Origin of the sequence: Actinosynnema sp. CA-299493 (assembly GCF_050946825.1) — a bacterium.
Lineage (GTDB): Bacteria > Actinomycetota > Actinomycetes > Mycobacteriales > Pseudonocardiaceae > Actinosynnema.
In genome coordinates, this window is record NZ_CP191993.1 from 1,707,883 (window position 1) to 1,729,028 (window position 21,146).

25 protein-coding genes and 2 pseudogenes are annotated in these 21,146 nt (G+C 69.9%); 9 read left to right on the plus strand and 18 right to left on the minus strand.

Annotated elements, in window-relative coordinates; translation table 11 throughout:
• Nucleotides 1-81 precede the first annotated feature (81 nt).
• Both sucB and lpdA read right to left on the minus strand, forming a co-directional pair.
• Nucleotides 82-1,857, minus strand: coding sequence for a 2-oxoglutarate dehydrogenase, E2 component, dihydrolipoamide succinyltransferase (sucB, locus tag ACQPYE_RS08255; protein WP_498720360.1), 1,776 nt, complete (start codon nucleotides 1,855-1,857; stop codon nucleotides 82-84).
• A 54-nt stretch (nucleotides 1,858-1,911) separates the two neighbouring features.
• Entirely contained in the window at nucleotides 1,912-3,282 is a 1,371-nt protein-coding gene (gene lpdA / locus ACQPYE_RS08260) for a dihydrolipoyl dehydrogenase (protein WP_498720361.1), read from the minus strand.
• 176 nt (nucleotides 3,283-3,458) lie between these two features.
• Here lpdA and ACQPYE_RS08265 point away from each other — a divergent pair, with 176 nt between their 5' ends.
• Nucleotides 3,459-3,779, plus strand: coding sequence for an oxidoreductase (locus ACQPYE_RS08265; RefSeq protein ID WP_498720363.1), 321 nt, complete (start codon nucleotides 3,459-3,461; stop codon nucleotides 3,777-3,779).
• 3 nt (nucleotides 3,780-3,782) lie between these two features.
• On the opposite strand, the gene ACQPYE_RS08270 is transcribed toward ACQPYE_RS08265, so the two are convergent.
• Nucleotides 3,783-4,352 (minus strand): TetR/AcrR family transcriptional regulator, encoded by a 570-nt coding sequence (locus ACQPYE_RS08270; RefSeq protein ID WP_498720364.1) that lies wholly within the window; start codon nucleotides 4,350-4,352, stop codon nucleotides 3,783-3,785.
• A gap of 51 nt (nucleotides 4,353-4,403) precedes the next feature.
• On the opposite strand from ACQPYE_RS08270, the gene ACQPYE_RS08275 reads away from it, so the two are divergent.
• Nucleotides 4,404-5,012 carry an NAD(P)-dependent oxidoreductase gene (locus tag ACQPYE_RS08275; RefSeq protein ID WP_498720365.1) on the plus strand — a complete coding sequence of 203 codons (609 nt, stop codon included), beginning with the start codon at nucleotides 4,404-4,406 and terminating at the stop codon, nucleotides 5,010-5,012.
• Between the two features lie 106 nt (nucleotides 5,013-5,118).
• On the opposite strand, the gene ACQPYE_RS08280 is transcribed toward ACQPYE_RS08275, so the two are convergent.
• Entirely contained in the window at nucleotides 5,119-6,615 is a 1,497-nt protein-coding gene (locus tag ACQPYE_RS08280) for a leucyl aminopeptidase (RefSeq protein WP_498720366.1), read from the minus strand.
• A gap of 195 nt (nucleotides 6,616-6,810) precedes the next feature.
• On the opposite strand from ACQPYE_RS08280, the gene ACQPYE_RS08285 reads away from it, so the two are divergent.
• Together ACQPYE_RS08285 and ACQPYE_RS08290 are read left to right on the plus strand one after the other, a co-directional pair.
• Entirely contained in the window at nucleotides 6,811-8,040 is a 1,230-nt protein-coding gene (locus ACQPYE_RS08285; protein ID WP_498720367.1) for an APC family permease, read from the plus strand.
• 86 nt (nucleotides 8,041-8,126) lie between these two features.
• The gene (locus tag ACQPYE_RS08290) at nucleotides 8,127-9,227 is read left to right on the plus strand and encodes a branched-chain amino acid aminotransferase (RefSeq protein WP_498720369.1); all 1,101 of its coding nucleotides are present in this window, start codon (nucleotides 8,127-8,129) and stop codon (nucleotides 9,225-9,227) included.
• A gap of 186 nt (nucleotides 9,228-9,413) precedes the next feature.
• Here ACQPYE_RS08290 and ACQPYE_RS08295 read toward each other — a convergent pair whose 3' ends face one another.
• Genes ACQPYE_RS08295 through cobU form a run of 3 tightly spaced genes read right to left on the minus strand, consistent with a single transcriptional unit; the run spans nucleotide 9,414 to nucleotide 11,709 of the window.
• Nucleotides 9,414-10,118, minus strand: coding sequence for an adenosylcobinamide-GDP ribazoletransferase (locus ACQPYE_RS08295; RefSeq protein ID WP_498720370.1), 705 nt, complete (start codon nucleotides 10,116-10,118; stop codon nucleotides 9,414-9,416).
• Nucleotides 10,118-11,155, minus strand: a complete 1,038-nt coding sequence (gene cobT / locus ACQPYE_RS08300) for a nicotinate-nucleotide--dimethylbenzimidazole phosphoribosyltransferase (protein ID WP_498720371.1) — start codon at nucleotides 11,153-11,155, stop codon at nucleotides 10,118-10,120. The genes ACQPYE_RS08295 and cobT overlap by 1 nt, the downstream gene beginning before the upstream one ends.
• Nucleotides 11,152-11,709 (minus strand): bifunctional adenosylcobinamide kinase/adenosylcobinamide-phosphate guanylyltransferase, encoded by a 558-nt coding sequence (gene cobU, locus ACQPYE_RS08305; RefSeq protein ID WP_498720372.1) that lies wholly within the window; start codon nucleotides 11,707-11,709, stop codon nucleotides 11,152-11,154. Before cobU ends, cobT begins: the two co-directional genes overlap by 4 nt.
• 77 nt (nucleotides 11,710-11,786) lie before the next feature.
• Between cobU and ACQPYE_RS08310 the strand changes: the two genes are divergently transcribed.
• Nucleotides 11,787-11,987: a hypothetical protein gene (locus ACQPYE_RS08310; protein ID WP_498720374.1), complete on the plus strand. Its 201-nt coding sequence runs from the start codon at nucleotides 11,787-11,789 to the stop codon at nucleotides 11,985-11,987.
• Nucleotides 11,988-12,155: 168 nt separating this feature from the next.
• On the plus strand, nucleotides 12,156-12,992 hold the full coding sequence (locus ACQPYE_RS08315; RefSeq protein WP_498720375.1) for a DUF4082 domain-containing protein: 837 nt from the start codon (nucleotides 12,156-12,158) through the stop codon (nucleotides 12,990-12,992).
• A 69-nt stretch (nucleotides 12,993-13,061) separates the two neighbouring features.
• Here the strand turns inward: ACQPYE_RS08315 and ACQPYE_RS08320 are convergent.
• Nucleotides 13,062-13,826: pseudogene (locus ACQPYE_RS08320) on the minus strand (aldo/keto reductase); the annotation flags it as partial.
• 594 nt (nucleotides 13,827-14,420) lie between these two features.
• Here ACQPYE_RS08320 and ACQPYE_RS08325 point away from each other — a divergent pair.
• Nucleotides 14,421-14,531, plus strand: a pseudogene (locus ACQPYE_RS08325) (aldo/keto reductase); the annotation flags it as partial.
• Nucleotides 14,532-14,562: 31 nt separating this feature from the next.
• On the opposite strand, the gene ACQPYE_RS08330 reads toward ACQPYE_RS08325, so the two are convergent.
• A complete protein-coding gene (locus tag ACQPYE_RS08330; RefSeq protein ID WP_498720376.1) occupies nucleotides 14,563-14,871 on the minus strand; it encodes a hypothetical protein in 309 nt (102 codons plus the stop codon).
• Between the two features lie 345 nt (nucleotides 14,872-15,216).
• Here ACQPYE_RS08330 and ACQPYE_RS08335 point away from each other — a divergent pair, with 345 nt between their 5' ends.
• Nucleotides 15,217-16,203: an aldo/keto reductase family protein gene (locus ACQPYE_RS08335; protein WP_498720377.1), complete on the plus strand. Its 987-nt coding sequence runs from the start codon at nucleotides 15,217-15,219 to the stop codon at nucleotides 16,201-16,203.
• A 243-nt stretch (nucleotides 16,204-16,446) separates the two neighbouring features.
• On the opposite strand, the gene ACQPYE_RS08340 is transcribed toward ACQPYE_RS08335, so the two are convergent.
• Entirely contained in the window at nucleotides 16,447-17,010 is a 564-nt protein-coding gene (locus tag ACQPYE_RS08340) for a hypothetical protein (protein ID WP_498720378.1), read from the minus strand.
• Nucleotides 17,011-17,508: 498 nt separating this feature from the next.
• On the opposite strand from ACQPYE_RS08340, the gene ACQPYE_RS08345 reads away from it, so the two are divergent.
• A complete protein-coding gene (locus tag ACQPYE_RS08345) occupies nucleotides 17,509-17,838 on the plus strand; it encodes a hypothetical protein (RefSeq protein ID WP_498720379.1) in 330 nt (109 codons plus the stop codon).
• A gap of 46 nt (nucleotides 17,839-17,884) precedes the next feature.
• Here the strand turns inward: ACQPYE_RS08345 and ACQPYE_RS08350 are convergent, their stop codons facing one another.
• The 8 genes from ACQPYE_RS08350 to ACQPYE_RS08385 are packed head-to-tail and all read right to left on the minus strand — an operon-like array spanning nucleotide 17,885 to nucleotide 21,043.
• Entirely contained in the window at nucleotides 17,885-18,247 is a 363-nt protein-coding gene (locus tag ACQPYE_RS08350; protein ID WP_498720380.1) for a sigma factor-like helix-turn-helix DNA-binding protein, read from the minus strand.
• Nucleotides 18,248-18,269: 22 nt separating this feature from the next.
• Nucleotides 18,270-18,548 carry a hypothetical protein gene (locus ACQPYE_RS08355; protein WP_498720381.1) on the minus strand — a complete coding sequence of 93 codons (279 nt, stop codon included), beginning with the start codon at nucleotides 18,546-18,548 and terminating at the stop codon, nucleotides 18,270-18,272.
• Complete coding sequence (locus ACQPYE_RS08360; protein ID WP_498720382.1) at nucleotides 18,545-19,729, minus strand: hypothetical protein; 1,185 nt, start codon at nucleotides 19,727-19,729, stop codon at nucleotides 18,545-18,547. The genes ACQPYE_RS08355 and ACQPYE_RS08360 overlap by 4 nt, the downstream gene beginning before the upstream one ends.
• Nucleotides 19,722-19,943: a hypothetical protein gene (locus tag ACQPYE_RS08365; protein WP_498720383.1), complete on the minus strand. Its 222-nt coding sequence runs from the start codon at nucleotides 19,941-19,943 to the stop codon at nucleotides 19,722-19,724. The genes ACQPYE_RS08360 and ACQPYE_RS08365 overlap by 8 nt, the downstream gene beginning before the upstream one ends.
• Nucleotides 19,940-20,122, minus strand: coding sequence for a hypothetical protein (locus tag ACQPYE_RS08370; RefSeq protein ID WP_498720384.1), 183 nt, complete (start codon nucleotides 20,120-20,122; stop codon nucleotides 19,940-19,942). The genes ACQPYE_RS08365 and ACQPYE_RS08370 overlap by 4 nt, the downstream gene beginning before the upstream one ends.
• Nucleotides 20,119-20,313 carry a hypothetical protein gene (locus tag ACQPYE_RS08375; RefSeq protein ID WP_498720385.1) on the minus strand — a complete coding sequence of 65 codons (195 nt, stop codon included), beginning with the start codon at nucleotides 20,311-20,313 and terminating at the stop codon, nucleotides 20,119-20,121. The genes ACQPYE_RS08370 and ACQPYE_RS08375 overlap by 4 nt, the downstream gene beginning before the upstream one ends.
• The gene (locus tag ACQPYE_RS08380; RefSeq protein ID WP_498720386.1) at nucleotides 20,310-20,675 is read right to left on the minus strand and encodes a hypothetical protein; all 366 of its coding nucleotides are present in this window, start codon (nucleotides 20,673-20,675) and stop codon (nucleotides 20,310-20,312) included. The genes ACQPYE_RS08375 and ACQPYE_RS08380 overlap by 4 nt, the downstream gene beginning before the upstream one ends.
• On the minus strand, nucleotides 20,672-21,043 hold the full coding sequence (locus ACQPYE_RS08385) for a toprim domain-containing protein (protein ID WP_498720387.1): 372 nt from the start codon (nucleotides 21,041-21,043) through the stop codon (nucleotides 20,672-20,674). Before ACQPYE_RS08385 ends, ACQPYE_RS08380 begins: the two co-directional genes overlap by 4 nt.
• Between the last annotated feature and the right edge of the window lie 103 nt (nucleotides 21,044-21,146).

Genomic DNA, 21,146 nt, shown 5'->3' on the forward strand with positions numbered 1-21,146 from the left:
ACCCCACCTCCACCCCCACACCAAAGGCCGCCCTCGGCAAACCGAGAGCGGCCTTCAGTCAGAACTCGCGAGCGGGTGGTGCTACAGACCCAGGTCTGCCTCGAACGAGCCCTCTTCGAGGCGGTTCTTCACGGTCGTGAGGAACCGACCGGCGTCGGCGCCGTCGACCAGCCGGTGGTCGTAGGTCAGCGCCAGGTAGGCCATGGACCGGATGGCGATGGTGTCGTCGCCGTTCTCGTCCGTGATCACCACCGGGCGCTTCTTGACCACGCCCACGCCCAGGATGCCGACCTGCGGCTGCTGGATGATCGGCGTGTCGAACAGCGCGCCGTTGCTGCCCAGGTTGGTCAGCGAGAACGTGCCGCCGGTCAGCTCGTCGGGCGTGAGCTTGTTGCTCCGGGCCCGCGCCGCCAAGTCGCTGATCTTGTGCGACAGGCCGGCCAGGTTCAGGTCGCCCGCGTTCGCGATGACCGCGTTCAGCAGGCCGCGCTCGGTGTCGATCGCGATACCCAGGTGCTCGGCACCGTGGTACACGACCTCCTTCTTCTCTTCGTCGATCGACGCGTTCAGCACCGGGTGCTGCTTGAGCGCCTCGACCGCCGCCTTGGCGAAGAAGGGCAGGAACGTCAGCTTCGTGCCCTCGCGCTGCTCGAACGCGGCCTTGGCCTTGTTTCGCAGCCGGGCGATCTTGGTGACGTCCACCTCGAACACCTGGGTGAGCTGCGCCGAGACCTGCAACGACTCACGGGTGCGCTGGGCGACGATCTGCCGCAGCCGGGGCAGCTTCTGCACCGTGCCGCGCTTGCCGCTGGAGTCGGCCGGGGCGGCGGCGACCCGCTGGGCGGGCGCGGACGCCGCGGCCGGCTTGGGCTCTTCCTTCGGAGCCTTCTTCGCCTCGACCGCCGCCAGCACGTCCTGCTTGCGGATCCGGCCACCGACTCCGGTGCCCTTGAGCGTGGCGAGGTCGATGCCGTTCTCCGAGGCGAGCTTCCGGACGAGCGGCGTCACGTAGGGCGCGCCGTTGGCGGAGGAGTCCTCGGCCTCCTGCTTCGGAGCGGGCGCTTCCTGCCGGGGAGCCTCCTGCTTCGGGGCCGGCGCCTCCTGCTTGGGCGCTTCCTGCTTCGGAGCCGGGGCCTCCTGCTTCGGGGCCTCCTGCTTCGGCGCTTCCTGCACCGGTGCGGGCTTGGGCTCTTCCTTCGCCGCGGGCGCGGGCGAACCCGAGCCGACCAGCGCGAGTTGCCCGCCGACCTCGACGGTCTCGTCCTCGCCGGCGGTGATCTCCAGCAGCGTGCCCGCCACCGGCGACGGGATCTCGGTGTCGACCTTGTCGGTCGAGACCTCCAGCAGCGGCTCGTCGACCTCGACCGAGTCGCCGACGGCCTTGAGCCACCGGGTCACGGTGCCCTCGGTGACGCTCTCGCCCAGCGCGGGCATCGTCACCGGCGTGCCTTGGGCCGAGCCACCGCCGGACTGCGCGGGAGCGGCCTCCGGCTCGGCCTCGGGCTCGGCCTGGGGCTCGGGCGCGGACTGCGGCTCGGGCTGAGCCTCCTCGGCCGGCGCGGCGGCCTCACCGGCAGTCGAGTCGGACGTGTCGGACGAGGACGAGGCCCCGGAGTCCGAGCCGTCACCGATGACGGCGAGCTCGGCGCCGACCTCGACGGTCTCGTCCTCCTGGGCGACGATCTTCTGGAGCACACCCGCCGCGGGCGACGGGATCTCGGTGTCGACCTTGTCGGTCGACACCTCCAGCAAGGGCTCGTCGACCTCGACGCGGTCACCCTCCTGCTTCAACCAGCGGGTGACCGTGCCCTCGGTGACGCTCTCGCCGAGTGCGGGCATTTGGACGGAGAAGGCCATCGTTCGCTGACTCCTCGTGCGTGGGTCGGGGATCGGCTGACTGGGGTGCGACGGTCAGCCGTGCACGTGCAGCGGCTTGCCGGCCAAGGCGAGGAAAGCCTCGCCGAGGGCTTCTGTCTGGGTCGGGTGGGCGTGGATCAGCGGAGCCACGTCCTCGGGGTAGGCCTCCCAGCTGTAGATGAGCTGGGCCTCACCGATCAGCTCGCCGACCCGCTCGCCGACCATGGTGACACCGACCACCGGGCCGTCGGGCGCCTTGACGAGCTTGACGCCGCCGGCGGTCTTCAGGATCTGGCTCTTGCCGTTGCCCGCGAGGTCGTAGACGAACGTCTCGACCGAACCGTACTTCTCCTTGGCCGCCGCCTCGGAGAGACCCACCGACGCGACCTCGGGCTTGCAGTAGGTGACGCGCGGGATGCCCGCCTCGTCGATGACCTTGGGGTTCTGCCCGGCGATCTCCTCGGCGACGAAGATGCCCTGCTGGAAGCCGCGGTGCGCGAGCTGGAGACCGGGCACGATGTCGCCGACGGCGTACACGCCCGGGACGCTCGTGCGCAGCCGCTCGTCGGTGGTGACGAAGCCGCGCTCCAACTGCACGCCGGCTTCCTCGTAGCCGTGGCCGGCCGTGTTGGGGCCGCGGCCGACGGCCACCAGCAGCAGGTCGGCCGCGAGCACGTCGCCGGACTCGAGCGTGACCGACACGCCCGACTCGTCCTGGGTGGCGCCGGTGAACTTCACGCCGGTCTTGAACTTGATGCCGCGGCGGCGGAAGGCGCGCTCCAGCTGCTTGGACGCGTACTCGTCCTCGGCGGGGACCAGGCGGGGCAGCGCCTCGACGATGGTCACCTCCGCGCCGAAGGAGGCCCACACGCTGGCGAACTCGACGCCGATCACGCCGCCGCCGAGCACGACGACCTTCTCCGGGATGAAGTCCAGGTTGAGCGCCTGGTCGCTGGTGATGACCCGGCCGCCGATCTCCAGCCCGGGCAGGCTGCGGGCGTACGAACCGGTCGCCAGCACGACGTTCTTGCCGGTGTAGCGCTGACCGTCCACCTCGACGGTGTTCGGGCCGACGAACCTGCCCGCGCCCTCGACCAGGGTGACCTTGTTGGCCTTGACCAAGCCCTGGAGACCCTTGTAGAGCCGGCTGACCACGCCGTCCTTGTACGAGTTGACACCCGCGATGTCGATGCCCTCCAGGGAGGACTTCACGCCGAACTGGTCACCCTCGCGCGCGTTGTCCGCGACCTCCGCCGCGTGCAGCAGCGCCTTGGTCGGGATGCAGCCGCGGTGCAGGCACGTGCCCCCCAGCTTGTCCTTCTCGACCAGGATGACGGACAGGCCGAGCTCGGCCGCGCGGAACGCGCAGGCGTAGCCGCCCGAGCCGCCACCGAGGATCACAAGGTCGGCGGACGTGTCGGTCACGGGTTCTCCCTGGAGAGCTTGATGCCTTACTTCGCGCGGGTGCGCGCGTGTAGTTGCCATCTTGTCACTACCGCGCGAACGCCCGCGACGCGGTGTCGGTCTTCGGACGATTTGCCCCCACCTTCACACCCGCGCCGGCACCATGGTCCACAGATGTCCTTGCAGGAGGTGGCCCGGTGGGGCTGTTCGATCGTTTTCGCAGGAAGCAGCGCCCTGGCGTGCTCCGATCGGCCACGTCCACGGACACCGGCCACCTGGAGCAGTGGGCCGCCGCGCGCCGTGGCGTGGAGGCGTACGTCGAGCCGAAGACGACCGTGACGGAGACCACGATCGTCCTCGTCGCGCACGACGGCGAGTGGACGCGCCGCCGCATCGACGGCACGGACGGCGCCAAGCGGCTGGCCAAGAAGCTGGAGATCCCGATCTACGACGCGGGCATCGTCGGCTACCCGAAGCGGATGCGGGAGTACTCGCGGCGCAAGAACCAGGGCGCTTGAGGGTCAACCACGCCCGATTCCGTCCCACAGCGTCCTGACCAGCGCTTCCGGATCGGCGGGCCGATCCGAGAAGAACCCCAGGAACGCCTGGTAGTGGCACGCGCCCAGCAGCAGGTCCGCCGCCGACCCCGGGTCCACGCCGGCCGGCAGCCGCCCCAGCGCCCGTTCCGCCTCCAGGTACCGGGCCAGCTTCTCCGGCACGGTCGCCGGCCCCACCCCGTGCGTCTTCAACACCTCCCGGTGCGCGGCCAGCAACGCGGGCTCCGAGAAGATCGACGCGGCGATCGGGAACGTCTCGACGTAGAACGCGACCGCGGCCCGGGCGATGTCGGCCACCGTCTCCCGCACGTCGCCGCGACCGGCTTGCAGCCCGGCCAGCAACCCCGCCAAGTCGCTCGGCGCGCGTTCCCGCAGCACGGCCAGGAACAGCTCGGTCTTGTCCGCGAAGTGCTTGTAGAGCGCCGCTTCCGAGAAGCCCGCCGCCTTGGCGATCTCCTTGGTGGTCGCCCGTGCCAGCCCTTTGGTGCGCATGACGTGAGCTGCCGCGTCGAGCATGCGGTCGCGTGTGGTCATGGGGCTACCATAATGGTTAGTGAGCACTCACCAACCACGGAGGGGCGACGGATGAGGATCACCGTTCTGGGTGCGAGCGGAGGCACCGGCACGAAGGTCGTGGAACTGGCCAGGGGAGCCGGGCACGAGGTCACCGCGATCGTGCGCGCGCGCAACGGCCGCGACACGGTGGCCGACGTGATGGACCCGGACTCGATCGGCCAGCACCTGGCCGGCGCGGACGCCGTCGTCTCGGCCATCGGCTCGCGGTCGGTGCGCAAGCCGACGTCCGTGCAGACCGACAGCGCGAAGTCGGTGGTCCTGGCGATGAGGACGCACGACGTGCGGCGGCTGCTGGTGGTCAGCAACAGCGGCATGGTGACCGACGGTGACGACCCGTTCAGCCGCTACCTGGTCAAGCCGATCCTGCGCCGGGTGCTCAAGCACCCGTGGGGTGACATGGCGCGGATGGAGGAGGTCGTGCGCGCGAGCGGTCTGGAGTGGACGATCGTCCGCCCGCCGCAGCTGACCGACGGGCCGCGCACCGACGCGTACCGGACCGCGGTGGACACCAACGTGCGCGGAGGCATGCGGGTGTCCCGGGCCGACCTGGCGTCGCTGGTGCTGCGGTGCCTGGTCGACCCGGGATCCGTGCGCAAAGCGATCAGCGTGGCGAACTGAGGTCGGCCGCTCGCGTCCGCCGCTCGGTCAGTCGTTCGCGTCAGCTGTTCGGCCAGTCCGTTCGCGTCTGCCGCTCAGGCCAGCCGCTCAGGCCGGCCGTTCGGGGTCAGCCGTTCGCCGCGATGTCGGCCAGCACCGCCGCGAGGGTGCGCACCGGGACGCCGGTGCCGCCCTTGGTGGTGTACCCGTACGGGCCGCCGCTGTGGAACGACGGACCGGCCACGTCGATGTGCGCCCAGGTCACGCCCTCGGCCACGAACTCGCGCAGGAACACGCCTGCCGTGAGCATGCCGCCGAACCGGTGCCCGGCCACGTTCGCGAGGTCGGCCACCTTCGAGTCGAGGTCGCCGCGCAGTTCGTCCGGCAGCGGCATGGCCCACGCCTGCTCGCCGACCGCGCGCCCGATCGAGGCCACCCGGTCGCGGAACTCCTCGGTGCCCATGACGCCGGCGGTCCGCTTGCCGAGCGCCACGACCTGCGCGCCGGTCAGCGTGGACGTCTCGATCAGGTAGTCCGGCGCGTCCTCGCAGGCGCGCACGATCGCGTCGGACAGGATCAACCTGCCCTCGGCGTCGGTGTTGAGCACCTCGACGGTCTTGCCGCCGTACATGGTCAGCACGTCGCCGGGCCGGTAGGCGGTGCCCGAGGGCATGTTCTCCGCCATCGGGGCCCAGGCGGTGACCTCCAGCGGGTACTTCAGCTTCGCGGCCAGCACGACGGTGGCGATCACGGCCGCCGCGCCGCCCATGTCCGAGGTCATCTCGTCCATGCCCGCGGCGGGCTTGATCGAGATGCCGCCGGTGTCGAAGGTGATGCCCTTGCCGACCAGCGCGACCTTCTTGCCCGCCTTCGGGCCGCGGTAGGTGATGCGCACCAGGCGCGGCGGACGGCTGGAGCCGCCGCCGACGCCGAGGATGCCGCCGAAGCCCTGCTTGCGCAGCGCCTTCTCGTCCAGCACCTCGACCTCGAGCCCCTCGGCCTTGGCCAGGGCGGCGGCCCGGTCCGCGAACGACGCCGGGAACAGGTCGTTCGGCGGGGTGTTGACGAGGTCGCGGGTCGCGGTGACGGCCTCGGCGATCGCGGTGGACGCCTTGAGCGTCGCCCGGTGCGCCCGGATATTGCCCTCGGCGGGCGCGACGAGGTCGACGCGCGCGACCGGGCCGTCGCCCTTGTTCGACTTGTAGGCGGTGAACGAGTACGAGCCCAGCACGGTGCCCTCGACGGCGGGGCCGAGGTGCAGCGCGGACAGCGTGGTGACGGCGCGCTTGCGACCGGACAGCGCGCGGGCGGCGGCGCCGGACGCGCGGCGCACCTGGTCCTCGGTGACCGAGCCGTCGACGGCGGGCTTGCCCAGGCCGACGGCGAGCACGACGCGGGCGGCGAGCTTGCCGAGCGTCGGCACGGAGACGACCTCTTCGGCCTTGCCGCTCGCGCCGACGGCGTCGAGCACGTCCAGCAGCGCGCCGTCGAACGCGGCGTTCACCGCCTCCGACCCGGCCGCGAGGGCGAGACCGTCCGGTCCCTGGACTGTGCCCACCACAACGGCGTCGGCGGTAGTGCTGCTCGGGTCACTGTCGGTGATGGCCAGCTTCGGCGCGGTCACTGCGGCTCCTTGACGGGGTCCTCCCGGCACTTTCTGGTCGTGCGGCGGGATGGGGGTGGATCGTGACGAATGCTAAAGGTCTCGTTCACACTCATGACGGCCGCACCTTCGATCGCAAGGAGTAACAATTAACACGAACGGGGGTCAGTCGGCCGGGCGTTAGCGGTCACTTGGTTGATCTGGGACTGTGTACCGGTGACAATCACGCCCCGTGCCGGGGCCGTGGCGCTCGCCCTCGGTGCGATGCTGGGGGCCGGTGTCTTCACCGGGTTCGCCCCCGCCGCCGCCATGGCGGGTCCCTGGTTCCTCCCCGGCCTGGTCTTAGCCGCGGTGACCGCGTTGTGCTGCGCCTTCTCGACCGCGGACCAGCACCGGGCGTACCCGGACGCGCCCGGCGGGTACGCGTACATCCGCTACCAGCTCGGGCCTTGGCCCGCGCGGATCGGGGCCAGCGCGCACCTGGTCGGCAGAGCGGGGATGGCGGCGGCGCTGGCCGGGATGTTCGGGGCGTACGTGGTCCCGGAGCACCGGGTCCTGGCGGCCGTGGGGTTGATCGCGGTGACCGCCGGATTGGGTGCGGCCGGGGTTCGGTGGAGCACCGGGCTCAGCGTGGCGGCGGTGGCCGTGGTGCTCGGCGTGCTGGCGCTGGTGGTGCTGGTGTGCTTCTCGGTCGCGCCGCCGGAGAACCCCTCCGGGCCGGGGGACGTGTCCGTTCCGGCCGGGTCCGCTCCGGCCGGGTTCGAAGGGGTGATGGGCGCGTCGCTGCTGATGTTCGCGGTGTTCGTCGGGTTCGAGCGGGTCACCGCTCCTCGGCGTGGCGACCAGGAGTTCTCCGCCCGGGTGCTGCACGTCGCGGTGCCGGTGGTGATCGGCGTGGTGCTGGTGGTGGGCGGCGCGGTCGGTGCGGCGGCGCTGCGGCAGCTCGGTGCGGCGCGGCTCGCGTTGTCACCGGCGCCGTTGCGGGACGCGTTGGTCGTGGCCGACGGGCGGTGGCTGCTGCCGGTGCTCTCGGTCGGCGCGGCGGTGGCGGCGGTGTCGTCGCTGTTCTTCGTGCTGGCGTCGGCGCGGCGGACGCTGGTCGGGTTGACCGAGACGGGTGATCTGCCGGCGATCCGGGCGGGCTGGCCGCTGGACGTGGTGGGCGCGGCGCTGGCGGTCGGCGCGGTGGTGGCGTTGCCGCCGGCCACGGCGCTGGCGGTGGGCGCGTGCGGCACGGCGTTCTACTACGGCTTCACGAACGCCTCGGCCCGCGTGCTGCTGCAGGAGGACCGGACGTGGCCGATGCGCACGGCGTGCCTGGGGTTGGGGCTGTCGGTGTTGCTGGCGATGAGCGCGCCCGCCGAGGCGTTGGTGATCACCGGGGTGGCGCTCGCGCTGGGTACCGGGCTGCTCGCGCTGGGTCGCGTGCGGCAGGCGGTGGGGTGAGGCCGTTCGGGTCCGTTTGGATGGTCGGATGTCCGAGCGTCGGGACAGCGATTTTCTGACGTCCCACCGGCGGCTATCGTGCTGTCATGACGACCGCGTTGCCTTTCACCCGGACCCCCGACCCGCAGCCGGCGACCCCGGAGCGCGTTGCGGAGGTACTCGCCAAGCCGGGCTTCGGGCAGCACTTCACCGACCACATGGTGACGATCCGCTGGAACCAGGAGCAGGGCTGGCACGACGCCGTCGTCGAGCCCTACCACTCGCTGGAGCTGGACCCGGCGGCCATGGTGCTGCACTACGGCCAGGCGATCTTCGAAGGGCTCAAGGCCTACCGCCAGCCCGACGGATCGATCGCGTCCTTCCGGCCCTCGGCCAACGCCGAGCGCTTCCGCGCCTCCGCGCGCCGGTTGGCGATGCCCGAGCTGCCCGACGAGCTGTTCCTGGAGTCGATCCGGGAGCTGCTGGCCGTGGACGGGCGGTGGGTGCCCGCCATCCCCGAGGAGTCGCTGTACCTGCGCCCCTTCCTGTTCTCGACGGAGAAGGGCCTGGGCGTGCGGCCGGCGAAGGAGTACCTGTACGTGCTCATCGCGTCGCCCGCCGGGTCGTACTTCCCGGGCGGGTTGAAGCCGGTGACGGTCTGGTTGTCGACGGAGTACGTGCGCGCGTCGCCCGGCGGGACCGGTGCGGCCAAGTTCGCGGGTAACTACGCGGCGTCGTTGGTGGCGCAGGCGCAGGCCGCCGAGCAGGGGTGCGACCAGGTCGTGTGGCTCGACGCGGTGGAGCGGCGGTGGGTCGAGGAGATGGGCGGGATGAACCTGTTCTTCGTCCTGGGCTCCGGTGAGGACGCCCGGGTGGTGACACCGGAGCTGTCCGGCGCGCTGCTGCCGGGGATCACGCGCGACTCGTTGCTGCGGTTGGCCGCTGATTTCGGTCACGCGGTGGAGGAGCGGCGGATCTCCACCGAGGAGTGGGAGAAGAAGGCCGAGTCCGGTGAGCTGACCGAGGTGTTCGCGTGCGGCACGGCGGCGGTGATCACGCCGGTGGGTCACGTGAAGCACGCTGGTGGTGAGTTCTCTGTTTCCGGCGGGGTGACGGGGGACGTGACGATGAAGCTGCGCAATCACCTGACGGGGATTCAGCAGGGGTTGGTGGCGGATCCGCACGGGTGGATGGTGAAGATTGATTAATACTGCGATTCGAATCTTTGGCGAAAGCTGTTCGGTCGAGCCCGGCTCGATGTGACATGGGGCCCTTACGGGCACTCCAGGCAGGCCAAAGCCGGCAGGCCCGGCGGATAAAGCGCCCGCCAAGCCTGCCGGCTTCGACCAGCCTAAAGCACCCGAACCCATGTCAAATCGGGCCTCGGTGGGTATTCAGAGTGAGTTGATGGCCAAGACGGTCAAGGTGGCCGTTTCGCAGGCTGCGCCCAGGACGTCGCCGGTGATTCCGCCGAATCGCTTCCGCGTGTGGTGGATCAGGGCGAGGGTCAGGGTGGCGGCGAGGGCGATTGAGAGCGGACCCTGCCAGGGGTGGACGAAGAACCCGGCCACGGCCAGGGCTGTCCACCAGGTGATGGCGACCCAGAGGGGTTGGGTGCCTGCCACTAGGGCACCTAGGCCTTCCGGGCGGGCGGCGGGGACGCCGTGCAGGCAGCAGAGGACGAATGCGGCGCGGCCGGCGGTCAGGGCCAGGAGGACGGCGCCCCATTCGACGGTGGGGAAGGCGGCGGCTTCCGCGCCCAGCACGACGATCAGGGCCACTACCGCGAACGGGCCCGCGCCGCCGTCCTTCATCACGGCCAGGGCGCGCTCCGGCGGCCCGTAGCACCCCAGCCCGTCGGCGGTGTCGGCCAACCCGTCCAGGTGCATGCCGCGCGTGGCGAGCGCCAGGAACCCGACGACCAGGAAACCGGCCACGAGGTCGGGTAGCGGCACCGCGAGGAGCCCGACCACGGCCGCGCCCAGCAGGAGGCCGACCAGGGGTGCGAAGGCGATGGCGCGCCGTGCCGCCCGCGCGTCGACCTCGTGGGAGCCGACGCGGACGGGCAGGACGGTCAGCCAGGACAACGCCAGGCGCATCAGGCGGGTCCGGAGACGCCCGCGCTGTCGAACGTCGCCATCTCGGCCAGGATGCGGGTCGCCATCACGACCAGGGGGAGTGCCGCCACCGCGCCGGAGCCCTCGCCCAGTCGCATGCCGAAGTCCAGCAACGGCTCCAGGCTGAGGTGGCCGAGGGCCAGGGTGTGCGCGGGCTCGACGGAGCGGTGGCCGGCGACCCACCAGTCACGGGCGCCCGGAGCCAGTTCCTCGGCGACCACGGCGGCGGCGCCGACCACCACGCCGTCGAGGATGACGGGCGTCTTGCGGACGGCCGCCTGGGCGAGGAAGCCGGCCATGGCGGCGATGTCCGCGCCGGAGGAGGTGGCGAGCAGGGCCACCGGGTCGTTGATCACCGGGCGGGCGCGGCGGAGGGCGTCGCGGATCGCGGCGGTCTTGCGCATCCAGCCCTGGTCGTCGATGCCGGTGCCGCGGCCCACCACGGCGACCGGTTCGGAGCCGGTGAGGGCGGCGATGAGGACCGCGGCGGGGGTGGTGTTGCCGATGCCCATGTCGCCGGCGATGAGGAGGTCCGCGCCGCCGTCGACCTCGTCGTCCACGAGCTTGCGGCCGATCTCGACAGCCCGTTCGGCCTCCTCGATGGACATGGCGTCCTCGCGGTCGATGGAGCCGGAGCCGCGGCGGACCTTGAGGTCGCCCACGGGGGTGTCGAAGTCGACGGCCAGGTCGACCACGCGGACGGTCGCGCCCGCGACGTTCGCCAGGACGTTCACGGCCGCGCCGCCGGACAGGAAGTTCGCGACCATCTGGCTCGTGACCTCGGGCGGGAAGGCCGAGACGCCGCGCCGCGCGATCCCGTGGTCACCGGCGAAGACGACCACGCGGGGGCGGGTGAAGGGCCTGGGCGGGCATTCGCCCTGGCAGGCGGCCACCCAGGCGCCGAGCTCTTCCAGCTTGCCCAGCGAGCCGACGGGCTTGGTGAGCACGCCGTGCCTGGCCAAGGCCTCGGTGCGCACGTGGTCGCTTGGCGGCTCGACGGACGGGAACTCGATGGTCACCGACTACCTCCGGGTTCGCGCAGTCGCAGTGGGATTCCAGCGACGACCAGCAGGACTTCGTCGCACACCTCGGCCAGCCGCGCGTTGAGCGAACCGAGGTGATCGCGGAAGAGCCTGCCAGAGTGCGTGCCGGGCACGACGCCGAGGCCGACCTCAGCCGAGACGAGGACCAACCGGGCGCGGGTGCCGGCTACCGCGTGGACCAGTGCCGTGCACTCCCGCTCGACCTGGCCCATGCCGTGGCCCTCCCACGCGCCCGCGTCGTCCAGCACGCCGTTGAGCCAGGTGGCGACGTCGTCCACCAGGATCGGCGGGTCGGCCTCGCTGGTGGCGGTGAGCAGGGCGACCAGGTCGCTCGGCGCGGGCGCCTCCACCGTCGTCCACGTGGTGGGGCGGCGGGCCACGTGCTGGGCGATCCGCAGCTCCCAGTCGGCGTCGTCGGGGTAGCGGCGGGCGGTCGCGACGTACGTCACCACGTCTTCCGCGAGCAGGCCCTCGGCGTGCGCGGACTTGCCCGAACGCGCACCGCCCAGCACCAGTGTCCGACGCGTCACACCGCACTCCAACCGTTCCGAGAGGACATAGCCTGACCGGGAACGCTACCCGCACGGCGCATCGCGAGGAGTCCGTCATGGAGTACCGGTGGCGGTACCAGGACGAGCAGGGGCACGAGGTCGAGGGGCCGCGGCTGGCGTTCCCCGACCAGACCGCCGCCGAGGACTGGTTCAGCTCCGCGTGGGTCGAGCTGCGGGAGGCGGGCGTCGCCCAGGTGACGTTGCTGCGCAGCGAGTCCGAGGTCTACGGCCCGATGTCCCTCTCCCCGGCCGAGTAGACCGGGCGAGGAGGACGGGACTGCCGTGACCTGGCAGGCGACGTCCACGACCTCGCCGAGGTGCCGCGCCTGCGGGATCGGCGTTCCCGCGTAGCGCCAGGGCCGTGCCGAGCGATCATCAGACGGGAGCAGGGCGACTGCTCCCGGTCACGTGCCCTTGGAGGGCTGATGGTCCGATTACGCAGGCCGGTGGCGGTCATCGCCGCACTGGTCTCGATGTTCTTCTGCACGCCGGTAGCGTCCGCGGCCGGCGCGTGGACCAGCTTCGACTCGCCCCACAACGGTGCGCACGTGGAGGTGGGCGAGCCGCTGCTGATCACCGGGATCTCCGGGGTCGGCGAAGGCACCAGCGCTTTGGACACCCAGGTCTCGATCGACAGGGGGCCCTGGCTGCCGGCCGACGGCAACTGGCCCTGGCGTTACGTCATCACGCCGACGACGCCCGGTGACATCACGCTCAGCGTGCGCGCCCAGTACGGCGGCGAGTGGAGCGCGACCAAGTCGCTCGTCCTGCACGCCGGCACCCCCGGCGTGCTCGCGACGGTCTACTGCCCCTGCAACCCACGCCTGTACGAGTTCCCCGTCGCGGACATCGACAGGCTGCCGGTGGAGCTGGGCACGCGGGTGCGGCTGGACCGGTCGGGCCGCCTCACCGGTGTCCGCGTGACGCGGAGCGCCTACCAGGGACCTATCACGGTCCGGGTGTGGGGCGCCGGCGGTGTGCTGCTGCACCAGCAGGAGGAGACGACGGTGACGCCGTCCCACAGGCCCATCGTCTTCACCACGCCGGTCCCGGTGGTCACCGGTGAGGAGTACGTCGTCTCCTACTACACGCCGGAAGGCGGGTACGTCTCCACCGAGGACTTCCACATCGGCACGTTGATCCGAGCACCGTTCATCGTCCCGCGCGACGCGGGCGTCTACCGCTACGGGGAGGGCGGCGGGTTCCCGACCGAGTCGTGGAACGCGAGCAACTACTCCATCTACCCGGTCTTCGAGCTCTGACCTGCCGGCCGGGCGGGTCAAGGTCGACCAGGAACGGGGCACCCACGCAGGTGGGTGCCCCGTTCGTCGTCAGGGGGTGATGGTGAACCGCGGGTCGGACTCGACGACGCCCTCGAGCACGTCGTCGATCTTCTTGAGCAGTTCCTCGTCCAGCTTCACGCCGGCGGCCTTGACGTTCTCGTGCACCTGCTCGGGACGGGACGCGCCGATGATCGCGCTGGCCACGTTCGGGTTCTGCAGGGTCCACGCGACCGCGAGCTGGGCCAGCGACAGGCCCGCTTCGTCGGCGAGCGGCTTGAGCTGCTGGACCTTGGTCAGCACCTCGTCGCGCAGGAAGCGCTGGATGAACTTCGACCCGGTCTCGTCCGTGGCGCGCGACCCAGCGGGCACCGGCTGGCCCGGCAGGTACTTGCCGGTCAGGACGCCCTGGGCGATGGGCGACCACACGATCTGGCTGACGCCCTCGCGCTCGGAGGTCGGCACGACCTGCGACTCGATGACGCGCCACAGCATCGAGTACTGGGGCTGGTTGGAGATGAACGGCACGTTCAGCTCACGCGCGAGCGCCGCGCCGCGGGCGATCTGGTCGGCGTTCCACTCGGACACGCCGATGTAGAGGGCCTTGCCGGAGCGGACGACGTCGGCGAAGGCGAGCATCGTCTCCTCCAGCGGCACCGACTTGTCGTACCGGTGCGCCTGGTAGAGGTCGACGTAGTCGGTCTGGAGCCGCTCCAGCGAGCCGTTGATCGACTCCATGATGTGCTTGCGGCCGAGGCCCTTGTCGTTCGGGCCGCCGGGGCCGGTCGGCCAGAAGACCTTGGTCAAGCTCTGACGATTCGGCCAACCGGGATACCAAGTAAATCCGCAGGTCACAGTCGCGCGTGTTCTCCCCGACGACGGTCCGACCTGCTGCAAGCTCGACGTCGATCCAACACATGTCGCACACCTCGGCCGGGCCAAGCCCGTGAGGCTCAGCGGTATGACAGAGTGCAGCCGGTTGCCATGATCTGTGCTGATGGGCCATCCTGGATCTGTCTACAGCCCTAACCCTCTCGCAAAGCGTCACCCCCACGGGACGGCTAGCCCGTCCCAATCGGGGGGATGGAGAGGGAGGGCCGTCGCTGATCGGTGACGGCCCTCCCTCTTCCCACGTGCATGTGCGCCGATCCGGCGCGCATTTATGTGGAGGTGGCGCCGTGACCAACGAGGTCGTGCAAGCGGGTGGAGTTGTAGGTGCGGTTGTGGCGCTCAGGTACCTCACGCAGTTGGTCGTGGTTGTCTGGTCTCTCAGAGCAGACAAAGAGGGTCGCCAACACGCGATCCGGCTCCTCGAACTGCTGCGTGGTAGTCGGCCGGTGCGCCGGAGGCCGCCGTGACCCCCCGGCGTGGCCCCCCGGCGCCCGGGGGTCCGCCTCACATCAGCGAGATTCCTACGGCAACTGGCTCACCAGCGGTTCCCAGGTCGAGGAGGACCAGGCCACAGCCTGCGTCCGGGCCGCCCTCGACGCCGGGATTACGACCTTCGACACCCCGAACGTGTCAAATTGACAACCGTTGCCACAAGGAGCAGTCAAGGGTTGCCAACCGGCTTGCTTGACCGGTTTCCCCGGTCAGCAGTCTGGACCCCCGATGCGGGGAGTGCCTTCGGTTGCTCTTCCGCGCCCAGCGCTGGAGGCTGCTCGGCGCGCTCGTTCTGCACGTCCTCGATGTCTACCTTCACAAGCTTGCCGAGGACGCTGACCGAGACGCGCTTGCCCGTATGCGGCTTCTTAAGTACGAGCCAGACGATTACGCACGGCACGAGCAGAAGCCCGATGATCACGACTGAGCCGAGCACGGGACCAGCAGTAGCCGCGAAGTCGAGAAACGGGGTCAGCACGTGCACACCTGTCCGGCGACCAGTCCCGAAGTGCCTAGCCACCTGTCCAGGTGGTCCCTGCTGCGTTCTCGACCGTGAACCGCCGTCGCGTAGGGTGCCCCAACTTCGGGGGCCCCTCAGCACATCCTCTAAGGCCAGGGGACCTTGGTGCACCACCTAAGACCCTGACCCTGGCGACCGTGGCCTGTGGGCGCGTACTCAGCGCACAAACCTATGCTCACCTGGGCCCACGCCCTAGTGACTCCAGGGTACCAGCCCACTCTGACAACCCGCGTTCGTCACAGCATCTGGCCTAACGGGCGAGTTCGTTAGCAACCCGAACCATCCGGCGCTAGGCTTGGCCGCATGGAGTTCCGACGCCTCGGCCGCAGTGGCCTGAACATCAGCGAGATCTCGTACGGCAACTGGCTCACCCACGGGTCCCAGGTCGAGGAGGACCAGGCGACGGCCTGTGTCCGGGCGGCGCTGGACGCGGGGATCACCACGTTCGACACGGCCGACGTCTACGCGAACACGAAGGCCGAGGAGGTGCTCGGCCGAGCCCTGAAGGGCCAGCGTCGCGCCTCGATCGAGCTGTTCACGAAGGTCTTCTGGCCCACCGGCCCCGGCGGTCCCAACGACAAGGGGTTGGGCCGCAAGCACATCATGGAGTCGATCGACGGCTCCCTTCAGCGCCTCCAGACCGACTACGTGGACCTGTACCAGGCTCACCGGTTCGACCGGCACACGCCGCTGGAGGAGACGATGCTGGCGTTCGCCGACATCGTCCGGCAGGGCAAGGCCCTCTACATCGGCGTCTCCGAGTGGAACGCTGACCAGATCGCGCAGGGGGCCGCGCTCGCGCGTGAGCTGAAGGTGCCATTCATCTCCAACCAGCCGCAGTACTCGATGCTGTGGCGGGTCATTGAGTCCCAGGTAATCCCGACCTCCGAGCGCGAGGGCATCAGCCAGATCGTCTGGTCGCCCATTGCCCAGGGTGTGCTGACCGGCAAGTACCTGCCGGGTCAGCCGGTGCCCGCCGGGTCGCGCGCCACGGACGAGACCGGCTCGAAGTTCATCCAGCGCTTCCTCAACGACGACGTGCTCACCAAGGTCCAGCAGCTCAAGCCGCTGGCTGACGAGGCCGGCCTGTCCCTGGCCCAGCTCGCCGTGGCCTGGGTCCTCCAGAACCCGAACGTGGCGTCGGCCATCATCGGGGCGTCGCGCCCGGAGCAGGTGCATGAGAACGTCAAGGCCGCAGGCGTGAAGCTAGAGGCCGAGCTACTGGGGAAGATCGACGACATCCTGGGCGACTCCGTGGAGACCGACCCGCGGTTCACCCAGACTCCGTAGTCCGCGTACGACGAAAGCCCCCCGACCCAACACAGGGTCGGGGGGCTTTCGTCGCGGTTGATGCGCTTGCTGATCGCGCTGGCTGACCTGCTTGTGTGTCAGCAGCCAGCCGGAATTCCCGACATACGCCCCAGATCCTGCGTTTGACTGAAGGGAAAGATTGTCCCGGATTGTGCCGGACCCGGCAACCACAACCCAATGATCGGAATCACGAAAGAAGTAGCGGGGCCCTCCGTTGCGCTCCTAACGTTCGTAGCTATCGTCGTCCAGCGCGCGGCGGGCGGCCTCGACGAAGTCGTCCACGCCGCGAGCAAGCAGCCCGGACGCCTTGCGGCTTGAGTCGGCTTTCCAGTCGTCGTCCTGCGTCCAAGTGTCGGCGTTCGCCACAAGTACCCGTACCTCCTGATAGCAGGCATTGGTCTGCCGCACAACAGAGTTAGCACTTGCCACAACTGACTGCGGTCCCTCGACCGCCACTCGGGAGCCGCAGCCGTAGAGCGTTCGCATCTCGACTTTCAAGTCGACGAGCACCGTGCTCATCAACACGGTCGGTGGCATCCCGTTGATCTCGTCGAACTCGCGGAGCAACTGGTGGGTTTGCGCGATGAACTCGGAGTACGCCTTGCTACGTGGTTCCCTGCGCTCGCGCAGGTGGTCGAACCTGAGTTGACGACGGAGGTTCGTCTCCTGCATCGCAACCTGGCGTTTCGCGACTCTCGTATTCCACAGCCCGGTGAGCAATGCTGCGCTGCACGCTCCCGTCGCTCCTACCGTGGCACCCAGTACTGCTGCAAGGCCAGCGTCCATATACCCGATTCTCGCGTACGCCCCCCGTCGTGCGCTGCACGACACCGTCGATTCGAGATCAGTCGAAGATCCGCTCATGGCGCTGAACGGTCGTTCACGAACGTAGCGGCCAACGAACCGAGCCGCCAGCGGGGAGTTCAAACTGGTCTCCAACACTCGTGCTGGGCGATCTCCTCCTGTGCCCAGCCCCAGGTGCCAGCCAAAACGGTGAGATTGACTCCGACTTGGCAGGGCCCAACGTTTGAGTGTGTTCGAGATCATAGAAGTGGCTCACTTGGGCTACCTGCTAGCGAACATCTACGTACCGTGTTCGATCACTGGACCATTCGGGTAAGTTTGGTTTATTTGGCCGCTTGGTGCGGAGCGAAAAATCACTCCAAGCGATTGCTTTGAGTCACGCTGGGTCATGGACCGGTTCGCGTCCGGGGGATCTGTGGATAAAGGATGGTACTGTTTGAAAACAGAGGCTGGACCCGTGTACCCGCTAGCGTGCATGGCGTGTCCCCTCTTCATGTCTTCCTTGTTGTCGCCGCAGCACTGGGCACGGTGTTCGGCGGCGTCGCGCTGCTCTTGTTCGTAGCCTCCCGTGGCACGGAAGGCAGGGATCGCGAGCTGATCATCCTGGCGGTCAAGGCTTTGCTGGTTGGTGTCCTCGAAACGATCGGCTCCACCGTGATCCAGGCCCTGAAGCTGATCTCGCCGCCGTGGGGGAGCCCTGCGGAGATCCTTCCGCCACAACAGTCTTCCATCGAGCCAGCAGCGGCTCCGCTCCCTCCAGTCGAGCAGCCCGCCTCCAACGAACAGCCCCCACCCTCGGGTTCGACCTGACAGCAAATGCCCTCGCGATGAACGATCGCGAGGGCATTGCGTTAGCTCACGCGGCGGCTTCCACGGGGACAGTGCCGTTCAGGTGGTTGGTCAGCAGCTCCAGGCCGCGGGCGATGCGCTTGCTGATCGCGCGCTGGCTGACGTGCTCGTGCTCAGCGATTTCCTCCTGCGTCCAGCCCCAGCCGTAGGTCAGCAGGAGGGCGGCTCGCAGCTCGCGGGTCAGGAAGGTCCGCTGCCACGCCGTACGGATGTCCGCCAGGTGGGCCCAGTAGGTGCCGCTCTGGGAGGCCACGCTCGTTGCTCGGGGCATGTCCGGGTCCGGGGCCTGGGGGTTCTGCATCCCCCAGGCCCACGTCCCGCCCCAGACGGTCGGCAGTAGCCGCTCGACCTGCTCCGGGGTGTAGGTCACTGGTGCGTCGCCTCCACGCGCGTCAGCGACACGGTCTGGGTGGGGCCCGGCGCAGCTCGGGCCGGATCTTGTCCCTCAGCCGCGACCAGATCCACCGCACGAGGTGGCTGGGGTGTTCGGCGTCCGCCAGGTAGGCGCGGACCTTCTCCGGATGGCTGGCGATGATGATCGCCGCGTCCTGGAACAGGTCGTCGGCCTCGACGAGGCGGCCGAGCTCGCGGACCAGGCCGCTCACGGCGATCTCGCGCGCCACCATCACGGGCTCCTCGCGCAGGAGGTCCCAGTTCATCTGGTCGATCAACGAACCACCTCCAGGGGGCCTGCAGCCCCGTCCTTGGTCACGGCGACGATCAAGCCGGGGTGGCCCGTCGTGCCCTTGGCGTGCCGCCACCAGGTCGATTCCGACTCCAGTGCGGGCGGCTGGATGAACAGGCGACGGCCGTCGCTGTCGATGTGTTCGTGGTGCAGGTGACCGGCGAGCAGGAGGTTTGCCTGGTGCATTGGGGAGGAGGCGTTGAACGCCTGCCCCTTCCACCACTCAAAGTGGCGGCCGGGCTTCCACTGGTGGCCGTGGGCGTGCGCCACGACGGTCCCGGCGACCGGCAGCACGACGGTCAGTTCGTCCGTCTCCGGGACGAAGAACTCCACGTGCCCGAACGCGGCCGGGTTGAGCGCCGCGGCGTCGGCGACGGCGATCAGGGACTCGGTGTCGTGGCTGTCGTCGTAGCGGGTCAGCCCCTTGCCCTGGATGCGCACGGCCTGGTCGTGGTTGCCGGGCACCGCGGCCTGGGTCAGCCGGGCGGCGAGCGGGACGAAGGTCAGCAGCGCGTGCAGCATCACCCGGCGGTGCAGGCGGATCTGCTCGGTCTGCGTGAGCCGCGTGCGCCACACGTTGGCGCCGCCCTGCGAGACGAAGCCCTCGGTGTGGTCGCCCAGCCAGGCCAGGTGGACGTGGCCGATGTCGAAGCGCAGGCGGTAGAGCTCCAGCAGCTCGGCCGCCCGGTCGATGCCGTCGATCGCGCGCCGCAGTGTGCCCTCGACCCCGTCGCCGTCAATCTTGCCGAACTGGGTGTCGCCCAGGGCCACGACGAACCCGTGGTCGCCGTCCGCCCGGTCGGCGGTCGGCTTCTGCACGCGGATCTCGGCGAACAGCTCGTCGAGCGGCGGGCGCTCGGCGCTGGCCGCGGTGCCGCGCCGGGCGAAGCTGTACCGGGTGGACACGCCGGTCGAGCGGTTCGCCATCGTCCACTCGGACGCGCGGAATCCCGTCACCTCCCACATGGAGGGGTCCTCGCCCTGCTCGCGGAGGAAGTTGGCCGCCGCGCTCTCGTCTACCTGGACGTCGCTGCGGACGGTGACCTCGGCGGTGTCGCCGGAGACCTCGACCTGACGTGTGAAGTCGCGCTCGGGGCTGGTTGCTCGCGGCGGGATGGCGTGGCCGACCGGCTTGGACAGGAGCTGGTCCGTCAGGCTGTCAGCCAACGTTACACACCCCCTTCTGACGAATCGCTCGTCGGTAGCTGCGGATGGTCGACGCGGACACGGAGAGGCCGTGCTCGCGCAGCAGGGAGGCCAGCCAGTCGGCTGACGTGTCGCCCAGCAGGTGCGGGCGCAGAGCGGCCCTCTGGTCGGGGCTCAGGCCGTCCCAGAGGGCCGTCAGGGTGGGGCCCGGTGTGCCGGGCAGGGGTTCGGTCACTCGGGAAGCACCGTGGCTCGCCGGAGGACGGTCACGTCTTGGGGGTAGTCGACCTGGTCGGAGCCGAAGAACGCCCAGTAGCCGCCCTGGCTGGTGAAGTTGAACTGGCCGAGCTCGGGCTCGTCCTCGCCGTAGCGCAGGAGGTAGGCCAGCTCGCCGTGCGAGAAGCCTGCGATCACAGCGGCACCACCTCCACCCGCTGCACGACCTCGACGCTCTCGTGGCGGTCGGTCCAGTCGGTGCCGAAGTAGACCCAGTGGGCGTCCTCGCCATCGCCGTCGTGGTCGCAGAACCTCGCGAGCGTCACCCCGCCGGAGTCCACCTTCCGGCGAACCTGTGCGAGATCGCCGTGCGTGAGACCGCCGGTCACGCAGCCACCACGATGGGGGCCGAGCCGCAGCGGTGCAGGTGCTCGCGCCAGGCGACCGCGACGGCGGCGAGCTGCACCAGCTCCTCGCCGAGGCGCTCGGGGTCCTTCTCGCACAGCGCTTCGAGCAGCTCCTCCACGAGGATGTCGCGCCAGGTCAGCACGCCGAACAACTCGGCGTTCGCCATGAAGCCGCGGTGCTCCCGGAGCGTCTCGGCGAAGGCCGGGCCGGTGCCGTCCGGGTGGTCCTGCACGCCCCACTGGGCGTCCTGGGAGATGCGCTCGCCTCGCACGAGGGACAGGGCGTTGTTGGTGGTACGGACCCGCTCGTTCAGCGCGGTCAGCTCGGCGTAGGTCAGGGTCACGCGGCGGTCAGCTCCTTGGGCTTGATCGGCTCGAAGATGGCCTCGCGGCCACCCGCGAGGTAGGTCTCGGTGACGTCGCCAGTTCGCAGGCGCACGCCCTTGGCGCTGCGCAGGGAGCGGGTCACCTTGGCGACGAACTCGGCGCCCGCGTCGTCCGGGTCGCCCCACACCCACACCCGCGAGAAGCCCGCGAGCATCCGGCGGTGGCGGCCGAACCACAGCTTCGCGCCGGGGATGGCGACCGCGTGCAGGCCGAGCATCGACAGGATCACGGCGTCGAGCTCGCCCTCGCAGACGTGGATCTCGTCGCCCGCCCCGTGTACCGCGCGGACGTTGAACATCCGCGGGATGTCCTCCGACACGGTCATATACTTGCCGTGTCCGTAGGCGCGGTGGTCGTGCTCCTGGAGGCACCGGAAGCGGACGGTCAGCGGCTTGTCCTCGTGGTCGAGGTACGGGATCGCGAGGAAC

Bases quoted from the DNA above. Each gene is read 5' to 3' on its own strand.
- sucB (WP_498720360.1), bottom strand. From the start codon at position 1,857: ATGGCCTTCTCCGTCCAAATGCCCGCACTCGGCGAGAGCGTCACCGAG.
- ACQPYE_RS08270 (WP_498720364.1), bottom strand. From the start codon at position 4,352: ATGACCACACGCGACCGCATGCTCGACGCGGCAGCTCACGTCATGCGC.
- ACQPYE_RS08275 (WP_498720365.1), top strand. From the start codon at position 4,404: ATGAGGATCACCGTTCTGGGTGCGAGCGGAGGCACCGGCACGAAGGTC.
- ACQPYE_RS08290 (WP_498720369.1), top strand. From the start codon at position 8,127: ATGACGACCGCGTTGCCTTTCACCCGGACCCCCGACCCGCAGCCGGCG.
- ACQPYE_RS08295 (WP_498720370.1), bottom strand. From the start codon at position 10,118: ATGCGCCTGGCGTTGTCCTGGCTGACCGTCCTGCCCGTCCGCGTCGGC.
- ACQPYE_RS08310 (WP_498720374.1), top strand. From the start codon at position 11,787: ATGGAGTACCGGTGGCGGTACCAGGACGAGCAGGGGCACGAGGTCGAG.
- ACQPYE_RS08315 (WP_498720375.1), top strand. From the start codon at position 12,156: ATGGTCCGATTACGCAGGCCGGTGGCGGTCATCGCCGCACTGGTCTCG.
- ACQPYE_RS08335 (WP_498720377.1), top strand. From the start codon at position 15,217: ATGGAGTTCCGACGCCTCGGCCGCAGTGGCCTGAACATCAGCGAGATC.
- ACQPYE_RS08340 (WP_498720378.1), bottom strand. From the start codon at position 17,010: ATGGACGCTGGCCTTGCAGCAGTACTGGGTGCCACGGTAGGAGCGACG.
- ACQPYE_RS08385 (WP_498720387.1), bottom strand. From the start codon at position 21,043: ATGACCGTGTCGGAGGACATCCCGCGGATGTTCAACGTCCGCGCGGTA.